This is a genomic window from Lysobacter sp. (genome assembly GCA_013141175.1).
Lineage (GTDB): Bacteria > Pseudomonadota > Gammaproteobacteria > Xanthomonadales > Xanthomonadaceae > Lysobacter_I.
Genome location: JABFRN010000001.1, coordinates 2,833,766 through 2,849,581, shown reverse-complemented (window position 1 = coordinate 2,849,581; position 15,816 = coordinate 2,833,766). Strand labels below are relative to the sequence as shown.

13 protein-coding genes are annotated in these 15,816 nt (G+C 64.9%); 4 read left to right on the top strand and 9 right to left on the bottom strand.

Translation table 11 applies throughout. From position 1 onward, the window contains the following. Positions 1-12: 12 nt before the first annotated feature. The 3 genes from HOP03_12495 to hrpA all read right to left on the bottom strand — a co-directional run bounded on the left by HOP03_12495 (position 13) and on the right by hrpA (position 7,365). A complete protein-coding gene (locus HOP03_12495) occupies positions 13-2,592 on the bottom strand; it encodes a tetratricopeptide repeat protein (GenBank protein ID NOT88986.1) in 2,580 nt (859 codons plus the stop codon). Beyond that, positions 2,585-3,211, bottom strand: coding sequence for a sigma-70 family RNA polymerase sigma factor (locus HOP03_12490; GenBank protein NOT88985.1), 627 nt, complete (start codon positions 3,209-3,211; stop codon positions 2,585-2,587). The genes HOP03_12495 and HOP03_12490 overlap by 8 nt, the downstream gene beginning before the upstream one ends. Positions 3,212-3,345: 134 nt before the next feature. Continuing rightward, the gene (gene hrpA, locus HOP03_12485; protein NOT88984.1) at positions 3,346-7,365 is read right to left on the bottom strand and encodes an ATP-dependent RNA helicase HrpA; all 4,020 of its coding nucleotides are present in this window, start codon (positions 7,363-7,365) and stop codon (positions 3,346-3,348) included. Positions 7,366-7,447: 82 nt separating this feature from the next. On the opposite strand from hrpA, the gene HOP03_12480 reads away from it, so the two are divergent. Next, complete coding sequence (locus HOP03_12480) at positions 7,448-8,011, top strand: DNA starvation/stationary phase protection protein (protein NOT88983.1); 564 nt, start codon at positions 7,448-7,450, stop codon at positions 8,009-8,011. A gap of 85 nt (positions 8,012-8,096) precedes the next feature. Here HOP03_12480 and HOP03_12475 read toward each other — a convergent pair whose 3' ends face one another. The 4 genes from HOP03_12475 to HOP03_12460 form a co-directional block, all read right to left on the bottom strand. Next, a complete protein-coding gene (locus tag HOP03_12475) occupies positions 8,097-8,993 on the bottom strand; it encodes a hypothetical protein (protein NOT88982.1) in 897 nt (298 codons plus the stop codon). A gap of 291 nt (positions 8,994-9,284) precedes the next feature. Then, positions 9,285-10,589: a citrate synthase gene (locus tag HOP03_12470; protein ID NOT88981.1), complete on the bottom strand. Its 1,305-nt coding sequence runs from the start codon at positions 10,587-10,589 to the stop codon at positions 9,285-9,287. Positions 10,590-10,870: 281 nt separating this feature from the next. Further along, a complete protein-coding gene (locus HOP03_12465; protein ID NOT88980.1) occupies positions 10,871-11,113 on the bottom strand; it encodes a type B 50S ribosomal protein L31 in 243 nt (80 codons plus the stop codon). A 100-nt stretch (positions 11,114-11,213) separates the two neighbouring features. After that, entirely contained in the window at positions 11,214-12,161 is a 948-nt protein-coding gene (locus HOP03_12460) for a nucleoside hydrolase (GenBank protein NOT88979.1), read from the bottom strand. Positions 12,162-12,244: 83 nt separating this feature from the next. Here HOP03_12460 and HOP03_12455 point away from each other — a divergent pair, with 83 nt between their 5' ends. Continuing rightward, positions 12,245-13,108, top strand: coding sequence for an MBL fold metallo-hydrolase (locus HOP03_12455; protein NOT88978.1), 864 nt, complete (start codon positions 12,245-12,247; stop codon positions 13,106-13,108). Between the two features lie 12 nt (positions 13,109-13,120). Here HOP03_12455 and HOP03_12450 read toward each other — a convergent pair whose 3' ends face one another. Together HOP03_12450 and trxC are read right to left on the bottom strand one after the other, a co-directional pair. Further along, complete coding sequence (locus HOP03_12450) at positions 13,121-13,726, bottom strand: hypothetical protein (GenBank protein ID NOT88977.1); 606 nt, start codon at positions 13,724-13,726, stop codon at positions 13,121-13,123. Between the two features lie 38 nt (positions 13,727-13,764). Beyond that, complete coding sequence (gene trxC / locus HOP03_12445) at positions 13,765-14,214, bottom strand: thioredoxin TrxC (protein ID NOT88976.1); 450 nt, start codon at positions 14,212-14,214, stop codon at positions 13,765-13,767. Between the two features lie 417 nt (positions 14,215-14,631). Here trxC and HOP03_12440 point away from each other — a divergent pair, with 417 nt between their 5' ends. Then, entirely contained in the window at positions 14,632-15,549 is a 918-nt protein-coding gene (locus tag HOP03_12440; protein NOT88975.1) for a hypothetical protein, read from the top strand. Then, positions 15,546-15,800, top strand: a complete 255-nt coding sequence (locus HOP03_12435) for an acyl carrier protein (GenBank protein ID NOT88974.1) — start codon at positions 15,546-15,548, stop codon at positions 15,798-15,800. Before HOP03_12440 ends, HOP03_12435 begins: the two co-directional genes overlap by 4 nt. The last annotated feature ends 16 nt before the right edge of the window (positions 15,801-15,816 follow it).

Sequence of the window (15,816 nt, the reverse complement as noted above, 5' to 3'; positions counted from 1 at the left end):
ACAGCCGCGCGCTCAGTCGGCGCTCGGGCGATTGCAGTGTTCGATCACGCCCCGCAACTCGACACGTCGCGGATCGAGCTTGGGCAATCGTTGTATGGCCTGATCCGCCAGCGCCACGGCGTTGGCGCAATCGCCGCGCATCGCCGCCCAGCGCGCGAGGCCGGCCAAGGGCCGCCCCTGCAGCGGATGCTCCGCGCCCACGGCGATCGCATGCAGATCGCGCGCACGCTGGAGCAGTTCGCCGGCCTCATCCAATCGACCGCGATCGAGCAGCACGAGACCGAGTTCGAGCTGGCTGTCGGCCACCTCGGCGTGGTCTTTGCCCAACAGCCTCAACTGCAGTTCGAGCGCCTGGCGCAGATGCCGTTCGGCGGCATCCGGATCGCCCGACAGACGTTCGGCGGCGCCCAGATGGCCGAGGCTGCGCGCGACGTCGCGATGCTCGTTGCCGACGCGCTGACGCCTGATCCGCAGACCGCGCTCGATCTGCGCCTTGCCCTCGGTGTGTTTGCCGCGCGCCGCCAGCACCATTCCGAGCTCATCGTAGGCGTAGGCGGTTTCGACATCATCGGGGCCGTATGTACGGGACCGGAGTTCGATCACGCGGCGATACGCCGCTTCGCTCTCCTCCAGACGCCCCAGATCGAAATACAGCAGCGCCAGATTGCCCAGCGTGGTGCCGTCCGGATCGCCTGCGGGATTCGCGGTGTCACCCGCGATCTCCCGATACAGCGGCTCCGCCTCTTCGTAATGCCCCAGGTCGTGACGGACCAGGGCCAGATTGTTGATGCTGCTGGAGATGCGCTCATCGCCGGCCGGCAGCAGCGAACGCCGCAGTTCCAGCGCGCGGCGGAACAGGGGTTCGGCTTCGCGGAATTCGCCGGCGCCGGCCTTCACCCGCGCCAGATGATCGGTCAGATCCGCAACCTCGATCGATCGCTCTCCGACCAGCTTGCGCTGCAACGCGATGGCCTCCTGCAGACTCCCCGCAGCGCGATCGTAGAGGCCCAACTGCTGGTAGAGACGGCCCAGCGTCGCGAGGAAGCGCGCGCGCGAATCCGGCTGGTCCTGCAGGCGCACCGCCGCGCGCTCGGCGCCGCGATCCAGCAATGCCTGTGCGGTGATGCGGCTGCCTTGATCAGGGCCGGGTTCGGCGACCTCGAACAGATCGGTCAGCAGCGCCGACATCTGCGTGGCGCGATCGCGCTCGACGCGGGTGCGCGCGAGCAGCACCACCACCACGATCACGAATGTCACGGCGAGCAGCGTCGTCAATCCGGCGAGTGCCGTGGCCAGGCGATGGCGACGCAGGAACTTGCCTGCGCGGTAGCGGAACGTCGCCGGCCGCGCCGAGATCGGCAGCCCGCGCAACCAGCGCGAGAGATCGGCCGCCAACTCTCCGGCCGCGCCGTAGCGGCGATCCGGCTCCTTGGCCAGCGCTTTGCCGAGGATGATGTCGAGATCGCCGCTGAGCGTCCGCGCGAGCAGGCCGGGCGTGGTCCGCCGCTGTTCCGCCCGCGCCAGCGACGGGCCGGTGATCTGCGTCGACAGAATCCTCGCGCTGGCGCGCTCGGGATCCAGTTCGACGATCGCCTGCGCGAGCTTCGACGGATTCGATTCCGCGTCGCCGTAAGGGGACAAGCCGGTCAACAGCCGGTACAGCAGCACGCCGAGACTGTAGACATCGCTCGCGGGGCGCGCAGGCGCGCTCAGCACCTGTTCCGGGCTGGCATACGCGGGTGTCATCCAGCCCAGACGGGTGACCGTGCCGGTGTTCGCCGCCGCCGGCGGTTCGTCGCCGCTTTCGATCAGTCTGGCTTCGATCAGTTTGGCGATGCCGAAATCCAGCAGCTTCGGTTCGCCGCCCGGCGTGACCAGCACGTTGCTGGGCTTGAGATCGCGATGCACCACCAGATTGCGATGCGCGTTCTGCACCGCCTCGCAGACCCGCGACATCAGCTCGACCCGTTCGCGCACGCCGAGACGCAGCTGGTCGCAGTAGTCGTCGATCGGCATGCCTTCGATGTATTCCAACACGAGATACGGACTGCCCGTGCGGGTACGGCCGGCATCGAGCAATCGGGCGATGCCGGGATGCGACAGCGTCGCGAGGATCTTCCGTTCCGCTTCGAAACGGCGCGACAGCAGCACCGGATCCACGCCCTCCCGCAGGAGTTTGATCGCCACCGGGGGCCCGTCGCCGGACGTCGATCGCGCCAGGTACACGGTGCCCATGCCGCCTTCGCCGATGCGCCGCTCAAGGTGCCAGCCCTCGATGGCGTCGGCCCCGTCGCCATCCACACCCGGCTGGAGCGCGCGAGGCTGCGCATCCAGGACGCCATTCGCCGCCATCGCCAACGCCCGTTCGATCGCTTCCTCGTCCGCACGGGCATCGGCGATGAGCAGCCGCGACACTTCATCGCGGATCGATGCATCCGCTTCCTCGGCCTGCAGCCAGTCCGCACGCACCGCGGCAGGCTGATCGAGCGCCGCCGCGAACAGCGCTTCGACCCGACGAAAACGGGCGATCCCCCCAACGTCCAATGCTGATGAAGTCGCAGCCGATGAAGGCGTGGTCGACGGGTCAGGCATCGGTCGTCCCCAACCGTGTCGAAAGCCAGGCACGCGCCAAACGCAGATCGAGGATCACGGTGGGTTCCGAAACGCCGAGCAGTTCCGCCGTTTCCTCCACCGACAGGCCGAGGAAACAGCGGAATTCCACCACCCGCGCCTTGCGCACGTCGTGCCGCGCGAGCGCGTCGAGCGCATCGTCGAGCGCGATCAGATCCAGCGGGTCGCCCTCCGCTGCGGGCAACAGATCGGCCACATCGTCGATATCGACGAAATGCACCTGCCCGTCGCCGCGTCGCACGGCGCGCTGGGCGCGCGCATGATCGACCAGGATGCGACGCATCATGCGCGCGACGAGTGCGAAGAAATGCCCGCGATCCTGCCAGTCGGGCGATGCGTGGTCCGCCAGGCGGATGAAGGCTTCGTGGATCAACGCCGTCGCGCGCAGCGTGTGATCCTGGCGTTCGCCGCGCAAGGCGCGCTCGGCGAGTCGATGCAGTCGCAGATAGACCTGCGGCAACAGTGCCTGCGCCGCATCGGGTTCGCCCCGACGCCAGGCCTGCAGCAGCGCGGTGATCGGCACATGTCCGCCGTCGGCTTCCGGCGGAGATTCGCGAACGCTCTCGGTGACCCGTGTCATGACGAGCTCCTTCATGTCCTTACGAGGCCGCTGGAGAAGACTCCAGCATCCATGCATCCAAGACATCGACAGGATCAGAAAACGCCGCCGGGAAATCAAGCGTTCAGGAGATCGCCCTTGCGGGAACGCGCACGCTATCGCAGTTGCGCGAGACGGGCGGCCAGCTTTTTCGCCGAAATGCCGCTCTTGGCCCCCATTTCCTGGGCGAACAGCGAGACCCGGAACTCCTCCAGCTCCCAGCGCAGGGTTTGCCAGCCGGACGCGGCATCGATTCCGCGAGCGTGCGCATCCGCGAGCGCATCGGCAAATGGTTTGAGCTCCAGCATCCGTGCCTGGTCGCGCACCGGATCGCGCAGCGCGCGTTCGGCGCGCAGCGTCATCGCTTTGAGATAGCGCGGGTATTCGCCCAGCGCATCTGCGGGCGTATCGCGCAGGAAGCCCGGCGATGCCAGCGCGGCAAGCTGCGCATGCAGATCGTCGAGATTGGCTTTCGCCCAACCCATGAGTTTCGATTCGAGCGCGGCGCGCACCTCGGCGACGCGTCCGAGGATGGTTTCGGCCTGCTGCAACCGTGTCATCGCTTCGGCGAAGAGCTGCTTCGCGATGGCGTCCCGGCGCTGCTCGAACGCAGCACCATCGCGGATCGCATCCAGGCCCTCTGCAGCGAGCGCGACGAACGCGCCTTCGACCAGATCCTCACGCAGGCGATCGCTGTCCTTCAAGCCATCGCGACGCGGCGACTGCGATTCGATCGCGGCATACAGCAACGCGGTCTTCGCCTGCACCGGCAGCTGTTTGCGCGCCTGCTTGAGTTTTTCCGCCGATGCGATCCGCAGCAGGCGGCGCACGCCCTGTGGATGATGCCGCTGCGCTTCGGCGCGCTCGGCATGCACCGCCAGCGACACGCTGTCGCCGTCGTCGTGCAGCGCCGGATAGGCGGGAACACCGCCTGCGCCAGGTACCGAGAGTGGAATCGATATCAGCGGAAAATCGGTCAATCCCCGCTGCGCCAGCCCTTCCGCCGCGCGCACAGAGAACGCATCGGCGGCGCGTTTGCCGAAACGCGCGCGCAGGTCGTCGAGGTCGCGGGATTCGGCGAGCACGTTGCGACTGTCCGCATCGAGCAACCGCAGGTTGGCGCGCAGGTGCGCATCGATGGACGCGGGATCGAAATCGACAGCACCGACCTCCGCGCCGGTGAGTTTTTTCAGGAACCGCGCCAACGCGCCCTCGATGCTGTCTGCATCGTGCAGAGGAAACGCCTCCGCGAACGCACGCGCGAAGTCCGGCGCCGGCACGAAGTTGCGACGCAGGATCTTCGGCAGCGACTTGATCAAGGCCGCGGCCTTGTCCTGCACGAAGCCCGGCGCCAGCCACGACAGCCGCGTCGAATCCAGCGCATTGAGCAGATGCAGCGGCACCGCCACGGTCATGCCATCGTCCGGCGCACCGGGCTCGAAACGGTAGTTCACCGCCAGACGCACATCGCCAAGCGGCAGATACTTCGGAAAACGCTCGGCGTCGCTGGCGCCACCGACCATCAGATCGTCGAACGACCATTCGAGCTTCGCTTTTTCCGCCGCCGGCAATTTTCCGTACCACGCATCCAGCGCCTGCTGGTTGTGGATCTGCGGCGGCAGGCGGTCGAGATACCACTGCGCCTGCCAGTCTTCGTCGACGACCAGTCCGGCGCGGCGCTGCTTGGCTTCCTCTTCCCTGGCTTTCGCCAGCATCGCGAGATTGCGCTGCAGGAATCCCGCGCGGGTGTTGATCTCGCCGGTCACCAGCGCATCGCGCGCGAAGATCTGCCGCGATTCCTCCGGGAACAGCGCGCCGTAGTGCACGGGTTTCTTCGGCGCCAGCACCAGCCCGAACAGGCTGATCTGTTCGCTGCCCACCACCCTGCCCTGCGAGCGCGCCCAGTGCGGATCGTGATACCGACGCGCGAGCAGATGCGGCAATTCGTCGATCACCCATTCCGGTTCGATCGCGGCGTTGGTCATCGACCAGACTTTCTCGGTATCCAGCAGCGTGGCCGACAGCAGCCACGGCGGCGGTTTTTTCGACAGCGGCGAACCCGGGAAGATCGTGTACTTGCGTCCGCGCGGACCGTCGTAGAGCCCGCGCTCGGTGCGGTTGCCGATCTGCGTGGGCAGACCGGCGATCAAGGCGCGATGCAAGGCCGCATAGGGTGCGCCCTGGCGCACCGCTTCCGTTGCATCCAACGTCGGCGATGGCGGGCTTGAGCCCGTCCCACGGCCGCCATCGTCGGATTTCCAGTCCAACTCATCGCACTGCAGCTTCAACTGCCGATGCAGTTCGCGCCATTCGCGCAGGCGCAGGAAACCGAGGAAATGCTTGTCCGCCCACTTGCGCAGCTGCGACTGGGTCATGTCCTCGTGCGCGGCGCGGTAGGCGTCCCACAGCTTGAGGATGCCGACGAACTCGGACTTCGGGTCCGCGAATTCGGCATGCGCGGCATCGGCCGCGCCGCGCTGATCGGATGGACGCTCGCGCGGATCCTGGATGCCGAGGAAACTCGCGATCATCAGCATCTCGCGCAGGCAGCCGTGTTTCTGCGCGGCGATCAGCATCCGCGCCAGTTTCACGTCCACCGGCAACCGCGCCATCGTGCGGCCGATCTGCGTGAGCTTGCGCGCGTCATCGATCGCGCCCAGTTCGCTCAGCTGCTGCCAGCCATCGGCGACCGCGCGCGGTTCCGGCGGCTCGAGGAATGGAAAGTCCTCGATCCGCCCCAGTCCCAGCGACAGCATGCGCAGGATCACGCCGGCCAGCGCGGCGCGGCGGATTTCCGGATCGGTGTAGGCGTCGCGCGAAAGGAAATCGGCTTCCGCATACAGGCGGAAACAGGTGCCGGGCGCGATCCGGCCGCAGCGTCCTTTGCGCTGGTCTGCGCTCGCCTGCGAAATCGACTCGATATGCAGCCGGTCGAGCTTCTGTCGCGGGCTGTAGCGCTTCACCCGCGCGAAACCGGGATCGACCACGTAGTGGATGCGCGGCACGGTCAGCGAGGTTTCGGCCACATTCGTCGCCAGCACGATCCGCCGCTGCGGACCGGGATTGAACACGCGGTCCTGATCGCGGGCCGACAGCCGCGCGTACAGCGGCAGCACTTCGGTGTGCCGGTATTTGCGCTTCTCCAGCGCCTGATGCGCGTCGCGGATCTCGCGCTCGCCGGGCAGGAAGATCAGCGTGTCGCCCATGCCGCCCATGCGCGCGATCTCATCGCACGCGGACACGATGCCGTCGAGCACCGAACGCCCGCCTTCACCCGCATCGTCTTCGCCATCGCCGTTTTCGTCGCTGCCCGCATTCAATGGCCGGTAGCGCACGTCCACCGGATAACCACGGCCTTCCACGCTCACCACCGGCGCGTTGCCGAAATGCTGCGAAAACCGTTCGGTGTCGATGGTCGCCGAGGTGACGATCACTTTCAGATCGCGGCGTTTGACCAGCAGCTGCTTGAGATAGCCGAGCAGGAAATCGATGTTGAGACTGCGCTCGTGCGCCTCGTCGACGATGATCGTGTCGTAGGCCGACAGCCAGCGGTCGGACTGGATCTCGGCCAGCAGGATGCCGTCGGTCATGAACTTGACGGCGGTCTGTTCGCCGACATTGTCGTTGAAGCGGACCTGGAAACCGACCAGACCGCCTACCTGCGTCTTCAACTCTTCGGCCACGCGTCGCGCGACCGCGCGCGCGGCGATCCGGCGCGGCTGGGTGCAGCCGATCATGCCGGCGGCGCCGCGACCGGCGGCAAGGCACAGCTTCGGCAACTGGGTGGTCTTGCCCGAGCCGGTCTCGCCGGCGATCACGACGACCTGGTGATTGCGGATGAGTTCGACGATGCGCTCGGCCTCGCCGCCGATGGGTAGCGCCGGATCGATTTCGAACACGGTCGGCAGCGCCTTTGCACGCGCTTCGCGCGCGGTAACCGACTTCGCCAGCGCTTCGGCGAAAGCCGCCTGCGTGCCGGCATCCTCCGTTTTCGCGTTCCAGCGCGACCACAGCCCGAGCAGCCGGCCACGGTCGCGCGACAACGCGCCGTCGACCGCGCGCCGTGCGTTCTGCAGGGCGCGATCATGCGGTTTGCCGGGGCCTGGGCCATTTTTAGCGGGTTCGATCGTCGTCATCGATGGCTGTGATCGGGAAAACGGATTTCTAATGCGGTCTGCGGGACGATAGTGTGATGGATCCCCCGTCCGGAGACGAGTCATGGCCAAACCATCGAAAACCGAAAAAGCCGCCAAATCCTCTTCCGCCGACAAGACCTCCACCAAAGCGCACGCGGACGCCAGCGCGGGCGAGATCGATATCGGGATCTCGTCGTCCGATCGCAAGAAGATCTCCGAAGGCCTGTCGCGCTTCCTGGCCGACAGCTTCACCCTGTACCTGAAGACCCACAATTTCCACTGGAACGTCAACGGGCCGATGTTCAACAGCCTGCACGTGATGTTCGAGGGCCAATACACCGAACAGTGGACCGCGCTGGACGAAACCGCCGAGCGCATCCGCGCGCTGGGCTTCAATGCGCCGGGGTCCTATGCCGAATTCATCAAGCTCAGCTCGATCGCCGAGGAACCGGGTCTCTCCGATACCGCCGACTGGCGCGAGATGGTGCGCCAGCTCGTCATCGGCAACGAGGCGGTCTGCCGCACCGCGCGCAAGGTGCTGAAGACCGCGGACAACGCCGGCGACGACCCCACCACCGACCTCATGACCCAGCGCCTGAACATCCACGAGAAGAACGCGTGGATGCTGCGGTCGCTGCTGGCCTGACCCGAGCACCCGCACCGGCCCGAGCACGAACAACCCCGCCGCGGCGGGGTTGTTCGTTGAAGCCGCCGAAATCCCACGGCGAAGCTCAAGGCTGCAGGTGCGCCTGGAAGAACTGCACGTAGCCGGCATACGCGGCGATCGGGTCGTCTTTATAGCGCTGGTCGGCATCGTAGCTGCAGCGCGCGCTGTTGCCGAAGGCGACGACGTAGGCATTGCACAGCGCAGGACCGAAGTTCGGATAGTGGATCGAGTCCTGCAGCGCTATCTCCGCAAGCGTGAGTTTGCGCGGTATCACCGGCGCATCGTAGATGAGACGCACCGGCGGGTCGGGATCGATGCCTGCGCTCACACTTCCGATCGCGGTACCGAACTGGTCCTCGTTCGAGTATTGGCTCTGGAAATCAGCGACGAACGCCTCGCGGTCCGACTTCACGATGAAAAGATCCGCGAATTCGACGCCGTCGTAGGTGGTCTGCCCTTTCACCGCGTAGACCGCATTGACGCGGGTGGATTCCCGCAGCACGGGGTCGCTGCTGTTCGGCTTCTTCATGTCGTCCTGCAGCGCCGTCCATATTCCCAGCGTGCCCCGCGACTGCGCGACGATGAAGACATTGCGCTTGTCGATACCCAAGGCATCGGCGTTGGCGCGAATGAACTGGAGCGCCCGGGCGATATCGTATTGCGGTATGCCCGGAGACTTCGGGCTGTTCTGCAGATCCTCGTTCACGACCGGATGCCGGAACTCGATCGACGCGAACGAAAAGCCCGCCTGCAAGGCCGGCACCACCAGCGCCTGGTAGGTCGGCGAGGTGGGGGGCAGCCCCTTGCTCATCCCGTTGGGATGCGCCCATACGATCAGCGGAACCGGCACCGTCGACGGCACGCGGTAGAAATTGAAATCCTGATCCAGCCAGCGCCCACCGAGGGTCGGCTCCTGCCAGACTTCCTTGCCGTAGCAGATATCCGGCCCCTGCGCGTTCATGGCCAGGGGAACGGGCTTGCAGGCCAGCGCATCGGCCGCTCCAACCAACAGGCATGCGCCCGCGATGACCGCGCACGCGCGCCGCCGTAATGTCGTCTTCCGCATCATGTCTTTTCCTTGGACTGGGAATGTCCCGGCGCCATGCCGGAACATGCACATGAACGCATCGGCACCCGACACGTTGACGCCCGTTTCCGACGCGCACCCGAAAAAAACCCCGCCGAAGCGGGGTTTCCGATGCATGCCGCAACGCAGGCGGTGCGTAATCGCGTTCGCCTCGCGACAAAGCCCTCAGCGCTTGTCGAGCGGTGCGTAATCGCGCGCGGCGTAGCCGGTGTAGATCTGACGCGGGCGGCCGATCTTGGCTTCCGGATCGGTCTGCTGTTCCAGCCAGTGCGCGACCCAGCCGGCGGTGCGGGCGATCGCGAACATGACCGTGAACATTTCGGTCGGGATGCCCAGCGCCTTGTAGATGATGCCCGAGTAGAAATCGACGTTCGGGTAGAGCTTGCGCTGCACGAAGTATTCGTCCTTCAGCGCCGCTTCTTCCAGCTTCATCGCCACTTCGAGCAGCGGATCGTTGACGCCCAGCTCGTTCAGCACCTTGTGGCACATCTCGCGGATGATCTTCGCGCGCGGGTCGAAATTCTTGTACACGCGGTGGCCGAAGCCCATCAGGCGGAAGCCCGATTCCTTGTTCTTGGCCTTGTCGATCGCCGACTGCACGTTCTCCGGGCGGCCGATCTCTTCGAGCATCTTGAGCACGGCTTCGTTCGCGCCACCGTGCGCCGGGCCCCACAGCGCAGCCACGCCGGCGGCGACGCAGGCGTAGGGATTGGCGCCGGTGGAACCGACCAGACGGACCGTCGAGGTGGAAGCGTTCTGCTCGTGATCGGCGTGCAGGATGAACAGCAGATCCAGCGCCTTGGCGGCCACCGGGCTGAGCGCGAGCGGTTCGCTGGGCACTTCCTTCATCATGTGCAGGAAGCGGGTGACGTATTCGAGATTGTTCTTCGGGTAGCGGATCGGCCAGCCGATGCTGTAGCGATAGCACGATGCGGCGATGGTCGGCACTTTCGCGATCAACCGGATCGCGGCCATGCGCCGCTGTTCGGCGTCTTCGAGATCGAGGGTGTTGTGGTAGAAGCTGGCCATCGAGCCGAGCATGCCGACCAGCATCGCCATCGGATGGGCATCGTGGCGGAAGCCGAACAGGAAGGTGCGGAAGGCCTCGTGCATCATCGTGTGATGCGTGACCTCGTGCTCGAACTTGGAGAACTCCTGCTGGTTCGGCAATTCGCCGTTCATCAGCAGGTAGGCCACTTCGAGGAAGCTGGAATGCTCCGACAGCTGTTCGATCGGGTAGCCGCGATACATCAGTACGCCATTGTCGCCATCGATATAGGTGATGGCGGAACGGCACGACGCGGTGGCCATGAAGCCCGAGTCGTAGGTGAACAGGCCGGTTTCTTTCGGCAGCTTCGCGATATCGACGCAGGGATTACCGAGGGTCCCGGTGTGGACCGGCAGGACGACCGACTTCTCGCCGGCGGTCACGGTGACCTGGGTTGGGGCAGAAGAATCCTGTTGAGACACGGCGCACTCCCAGTGAAGCTTGTCATGACATGAACATCGGCCTGCGCAGGGGCGGCGGAACGTTCGGGGAAGGAAGCCGCAACCGCAGTCGCGACGAACCGCGATTATTGCATACCGTTATTCGAGCGCCGGCTCTGGACTTTGGTCGAAGGCGCACCGCCGGGCGCAGCGATCGGACACGACAACGGCCGCCTGATGGCGGCCGTTGCGGGGGTGCATACGGTGCGCGTCGCGAACGCGGGGTTCGCCGCTGAAGCGGCAGGCCCCGTCGCAGCGCGCGATTACTTGCCGTAGCGCTTGCGGAACTTGTCGACGCGACCGCTGGTGTCGATCAACTTGTGCTTGCCCGTGTAGAACGGATGCGAAGACGAGGAGATTTCGACCTTGATCAGCGGATATTCGTTGCCGTCTTCCCACTTCGTCGTTTCCTTGCTGCCAAGGGTCGAACGGGTGAGGATCTTGAAGTCCGAGGTCACGTCCTGAAACACGACCTGACGGTATTCGGGATGGATGTCGGCCTTCATGGCGGCACCAGAGTTGAGCGGAAAGCCGGGCATTATAGCGGCGTACTGTTCTCCGCTCAAGCCTTGGTTCACCCCACCGGACACACGGCCGGCCCGGCCCTCAATCGGCGCGCAAAGCCTTGCGGATCAAGGCCTCGAAGGCGGCCTGGTCGTAGGTCATCAGAATCCCGGCGTTGTCCGGACGGCCGCTGCGACGATTCCAGTCGACCACCGTGGCGCCCCGGGTCTCCGCTCCGGTCAGTTCCACCCGTAGCGGCCTGGCCGCGCTTTCGAGCACACCTTCCGGCGCCACCAGCAGCGCCATGGCCAACGCGTCGGCGGCATGCCAGCGCTCGCCGCGCAGCCCGGCGGACCACTCTCGGGTCTTGCGCGAGATCGCCTCGTAGAACTTCGCCCGTGGATGCCCGGCCTGCAGCCAGCGCTCGACTTCGGTGTGCAGGAAGCCGTGGCGGATCACCGCCTCCCAGTCCGCGACCTCGACCACCGTGCCTGCGGTGGCGAACGCATCGAACACCAGATGCGCGGCCTCCGGATCGAAGCCGATGTTGAACTCGGCCGTCGGCGTGGTGTTGCCCTGCCCGGTCACGGCACCGCCCATCACCACCATGCGGCCGACGCGCTGCGGCAACGTCGGATCGAGCTTCAGCGCCACCGCGAGGTTGGTCAGCGGCCCGAGCATGCACACCACGAGCTTGCCGGCGTGCGTGTGCGAGAGACGGATCATCGCCTGCGCGGCGTGCTCGGCCTCGGCCCGTTTCAGCGCCGGCGCGTAGTCGATATCGCCGAAGCCATCGCGGCCATGCACGTACGAAGCATCCGGCGCAGGATGCAGCAGCGGGGCATCGCAACCGGCGAACACCGGCACATCCACGCCCGCGACTTCGCAAAGTTTCAGCGCGTTGGCGACCGTGTGTTTCAGGCCGACATTGCCGGCGGCGATGGTGAGCGCGACGACCTCGTGATGCGGAGCATCGAAGGCCATCAGCAGGGCCAGCGCGTCGTCCACGCCCGGGTCGGTATCGATCAGCAGGGGAAGTCTGTTTGTCATCGACCGATTATGCCGGCTCGCGGGGTGGCATGCGATGCGGTTGTCCGCTGGCGATAGAATCGCGGCATACGCAGGAGCCGACCATGACCCTCGCCGTCACGCCCTTCTTCCACGCCGACAGCTGGACCTGGAGCTATGTCGTCGCCGATCCGCGCAGCCGTCGGGCCGCGATCATCGACCCGGTGCTCGATTTCGACTCCAAGTCCGGGCGCACATCGACGGCTTCCGCACAACAGCTCGTCGATCACGCCCGCGCGCAGTCGCTGGACGTGCGCTGGTTGCTGGAAACCCATGCGCATGCCGACCACCTCAGCGCCGGGCACTGGCTGAGGTCGCAATACCCGCAGGCGAAACTGGCGATCGGCGAAGGCATCTGCGTTGTGCAGAAGACCTTCCGGCCGATCTTCAATCTCGGCGAACATTTTCCGGTCGACGGCTCGCAGTTCGACCATCTGTTCGCGGATGGCGAACGTTTCGCATTGGGCGACGCCGAAACCGAAGTGATCGCGGTACCGGGACACACCAACGACAGCGTCGCCTACCGCATCGGCGACGCGCTGTTCGTCGGCGATTCGATCTTCATGCCCGACGGCGGCACCGCGCGCTGCGATTTCCCGGGCGGCGACGCACGCACGCTGTACCGTTCGATCCATCGCCTGTTCGCGCTGCCGGACGACACGCGCGTCTTCGTGTGCCACGACTACGCACCCGGTGGCCGTGCCCATGCCTGCGAAACCACGATCGCGGCGCAGAAGACCGGCAACATCCACGTCCGCGACGGCGTGAGCGAAGACGACTTCGTCGCCGTGCGCACCACGCGCGATGCGACGCTGGCGATGCCGGCATTGCTGCTGCCGTCGGTGCAGATCAATATCCGCGCCGGCCAGCTGCCGGAGCCCGAAGACAATGGCGTGCGCTACCTGAAACTGCCGTTGGACAGTTTCTGAAGCAGCGCTCCATCAGGGACATCGCCCGACAGAGGCATCGCCAGCGGCAGCCGCGCACGTCGCTGCGCGCAATTCCTCGATCACCTCACGGGTCCGGACCTCGGTGGACTTCATCCCCGATTCGCGGCCGAATGCAAGCGCAGGCTCGATCGCCATGCCCTGTTGCATCGAGGCCACGGCCAGCAAGGCGCCCGCGCGGTTGGCGCTGGCGCAATGCACCAGCACCGGTCCTTCCGCTTCTGCGAGGAGTGCGGACAGCAGACTGGCATTGTCCGCAGTGATCCCCGCGACCCCGGCGATCGGAAGCTCCACGTAATGCATGCCCGCATCATCGACCTCGGCACGCTCGTCGCGGGTCTTCATTTCATCCGCGGTGCGCAGATTCACGATGGTACGTACGCCCGACGCGGCGATGGCCTGCCAATCTTCCACACCGGGCTGTCCCGCGACATACAGGCCCTGTTTCGGATTGAGCACCGTCAGCCCCGACGGCACACTGGCAAGTGTCCGCACGGATTTGGCCGGCGCTTCGCGCATCGTTGTACAACCGGCGGGCACCAGCAGTACAGCCACCAGACCCAGACTGGACAAGGCATTGCGGAAGATTGAACTGGACATGAAACCTCCGGAAACGGAATGCAGTGGAGAACGCAGGCTCAGCCGATCCGCGCGCGCGCCCAGCGCACGATCTCGGCAACCCCCATCGCACCGGAATGCCGCGCGACTTCGCGACCACCGCTGAACAGGAGCAACGTGGGAATACTGCGGATATCGAAACGCGCGCCCAATGATGGCTGCGCTTCGGTATCGACTTTCGCCAGGCGGAACACCGGCTCCAGCGTCGCCGCAGCGGTCTCGAAATGCGGCGCCATCGTCCGGCAAGGCGCACACCATGGCGCCCAGAAATCGATCAGCACCGGAATATCGCTCTGCGCGACGTGGCGCTCGAACGCAGCCTCATCCAACGATACCGGCATGGCCACGAACAGGAGCTGCTTGCATCGCCCGCAAACAGGCGCATCCCCGAGACGCGTGGCCGGCACACGATTGAGAACCCGGCAATGCGGGCAGGCCAATGTCCGTATTGCAGGGCGGGTGGTGTTCATCGGCTGAACCTCTGGCTACCGCACGGATGAACAGCATACGCGGCGCGGCGCGATTCCGCAGTGCACAATGAGCATTCACATTAGTTAAAAATATCAACACGTTATAAAACCGATCCTGATCGAAAAACCATCACGAGCCGTCCCGTCCGGGCCACACTTCATTCAATCAAACGATTGAAGTACCCTGTCGACGGCGACGCGGACTGGTCGCTTACTCGCCAAGCCCCTGAGCGGCTTGCGGATGACATCGCACGCACGATCAACGTCGCGACGAATACCAAGGAGCGTCATGAGCACAAGGACAGGTTGCCGTCATACACCCTCCCCCGCCCGCGCGATCGGCGCAGTTACGCTGCAGGCCGTATGTCGCGTGGTGCCCCGCGGCCGATTCGCGTCACGACGCAGGCATGGATCGCCATGACTGCATTGTCGATGCACGCGCCCACCACCCTGTGTGGAATCGAAAACAACGCTTCATTCTCGTCCCGGATCGACACCCTGATCCGGCTGTCCAGGGAAAGGCACGCCTATGCATTCTCCGACATCGAATGGCCCGCACGCATTCCAGAAGACGAGTGGTGGCTGCCTCCCGAACTGCTGACGGTATACGGCACTGCATATGCCGATGCGCTGCCGGAGAGCCAGCTGAAGATTCTTTCAAAATGGGAATGCATCAACGCGTTCAGCCTGAACGTGGAAGGCGAACGCGAACTGGTGAACAAGCTGTCGGCGCAACTCTACGTCCCGGACGTTCCGGGACTGGAAACCTATCTCCATCACTTCATCGACGAAGAAAACAAGCACATGTGGTTCTTCGGGGAATTCTGCCGGCGTTACGGCGGGAAAATCTATTCCAGCAAGAAAGCCAGCATCGTCGAAGAACGCTTTTCGAAGGAAATGGAGTATTTCCTCCTGTTCGCCAGGATCCTCATCTTCGAGGAAATCGGCGGCCACTACAACGTCGTCGCGGGTGGCGACGAACGCGTCTCGTCTTTCGTGCGCCTGATCCATCGCATCCATCACGACGATGAATCCCGCCACATCACGTTCGGACGTGCGCTGCTCGCACAGATCAAGGACATCGCGTTCTCGGCATCCAGCGCCGGCCAACGCGAAGCGGCCGTGCTTCACCTGCAGCGCTACGTCCAGATTTCGATCGAAGCACTCTATCAACCGGCGATGTATCGCGACAGCGGCCTGCAAGGCGGCGTCGCCATGCGCCGCGCGCTGCTCGACCACCCATTCCGCCGCAGGCATCATGCGACCGCGCTGCTCAAACGCCCGTTGAAATTCATGGATGACATCGGCATCCACCTGCAGGAAAAAGCCGCATGAATACCGTAGCGCAAGGGCTCGATACGCTTCGCGATTGGCTGCTGGAGAAAAACCCCGATCTCGACGCGATCGACGACGACCTGGATCTGTTCGAAAGCAAGCTGATCGATTCGATCAATTTCGTCGAATTCATCCTGATCATCGAAGAGCTGATCGACCGGGAAATCCCGGTATCCAGCGATCTGGTCGCCAGGACATCCACGCTTCGTCTCGTGTCCGAAAACTATCTGCGTTTGCACGAAGCTGTTTGAAGACGGACCGGCGATG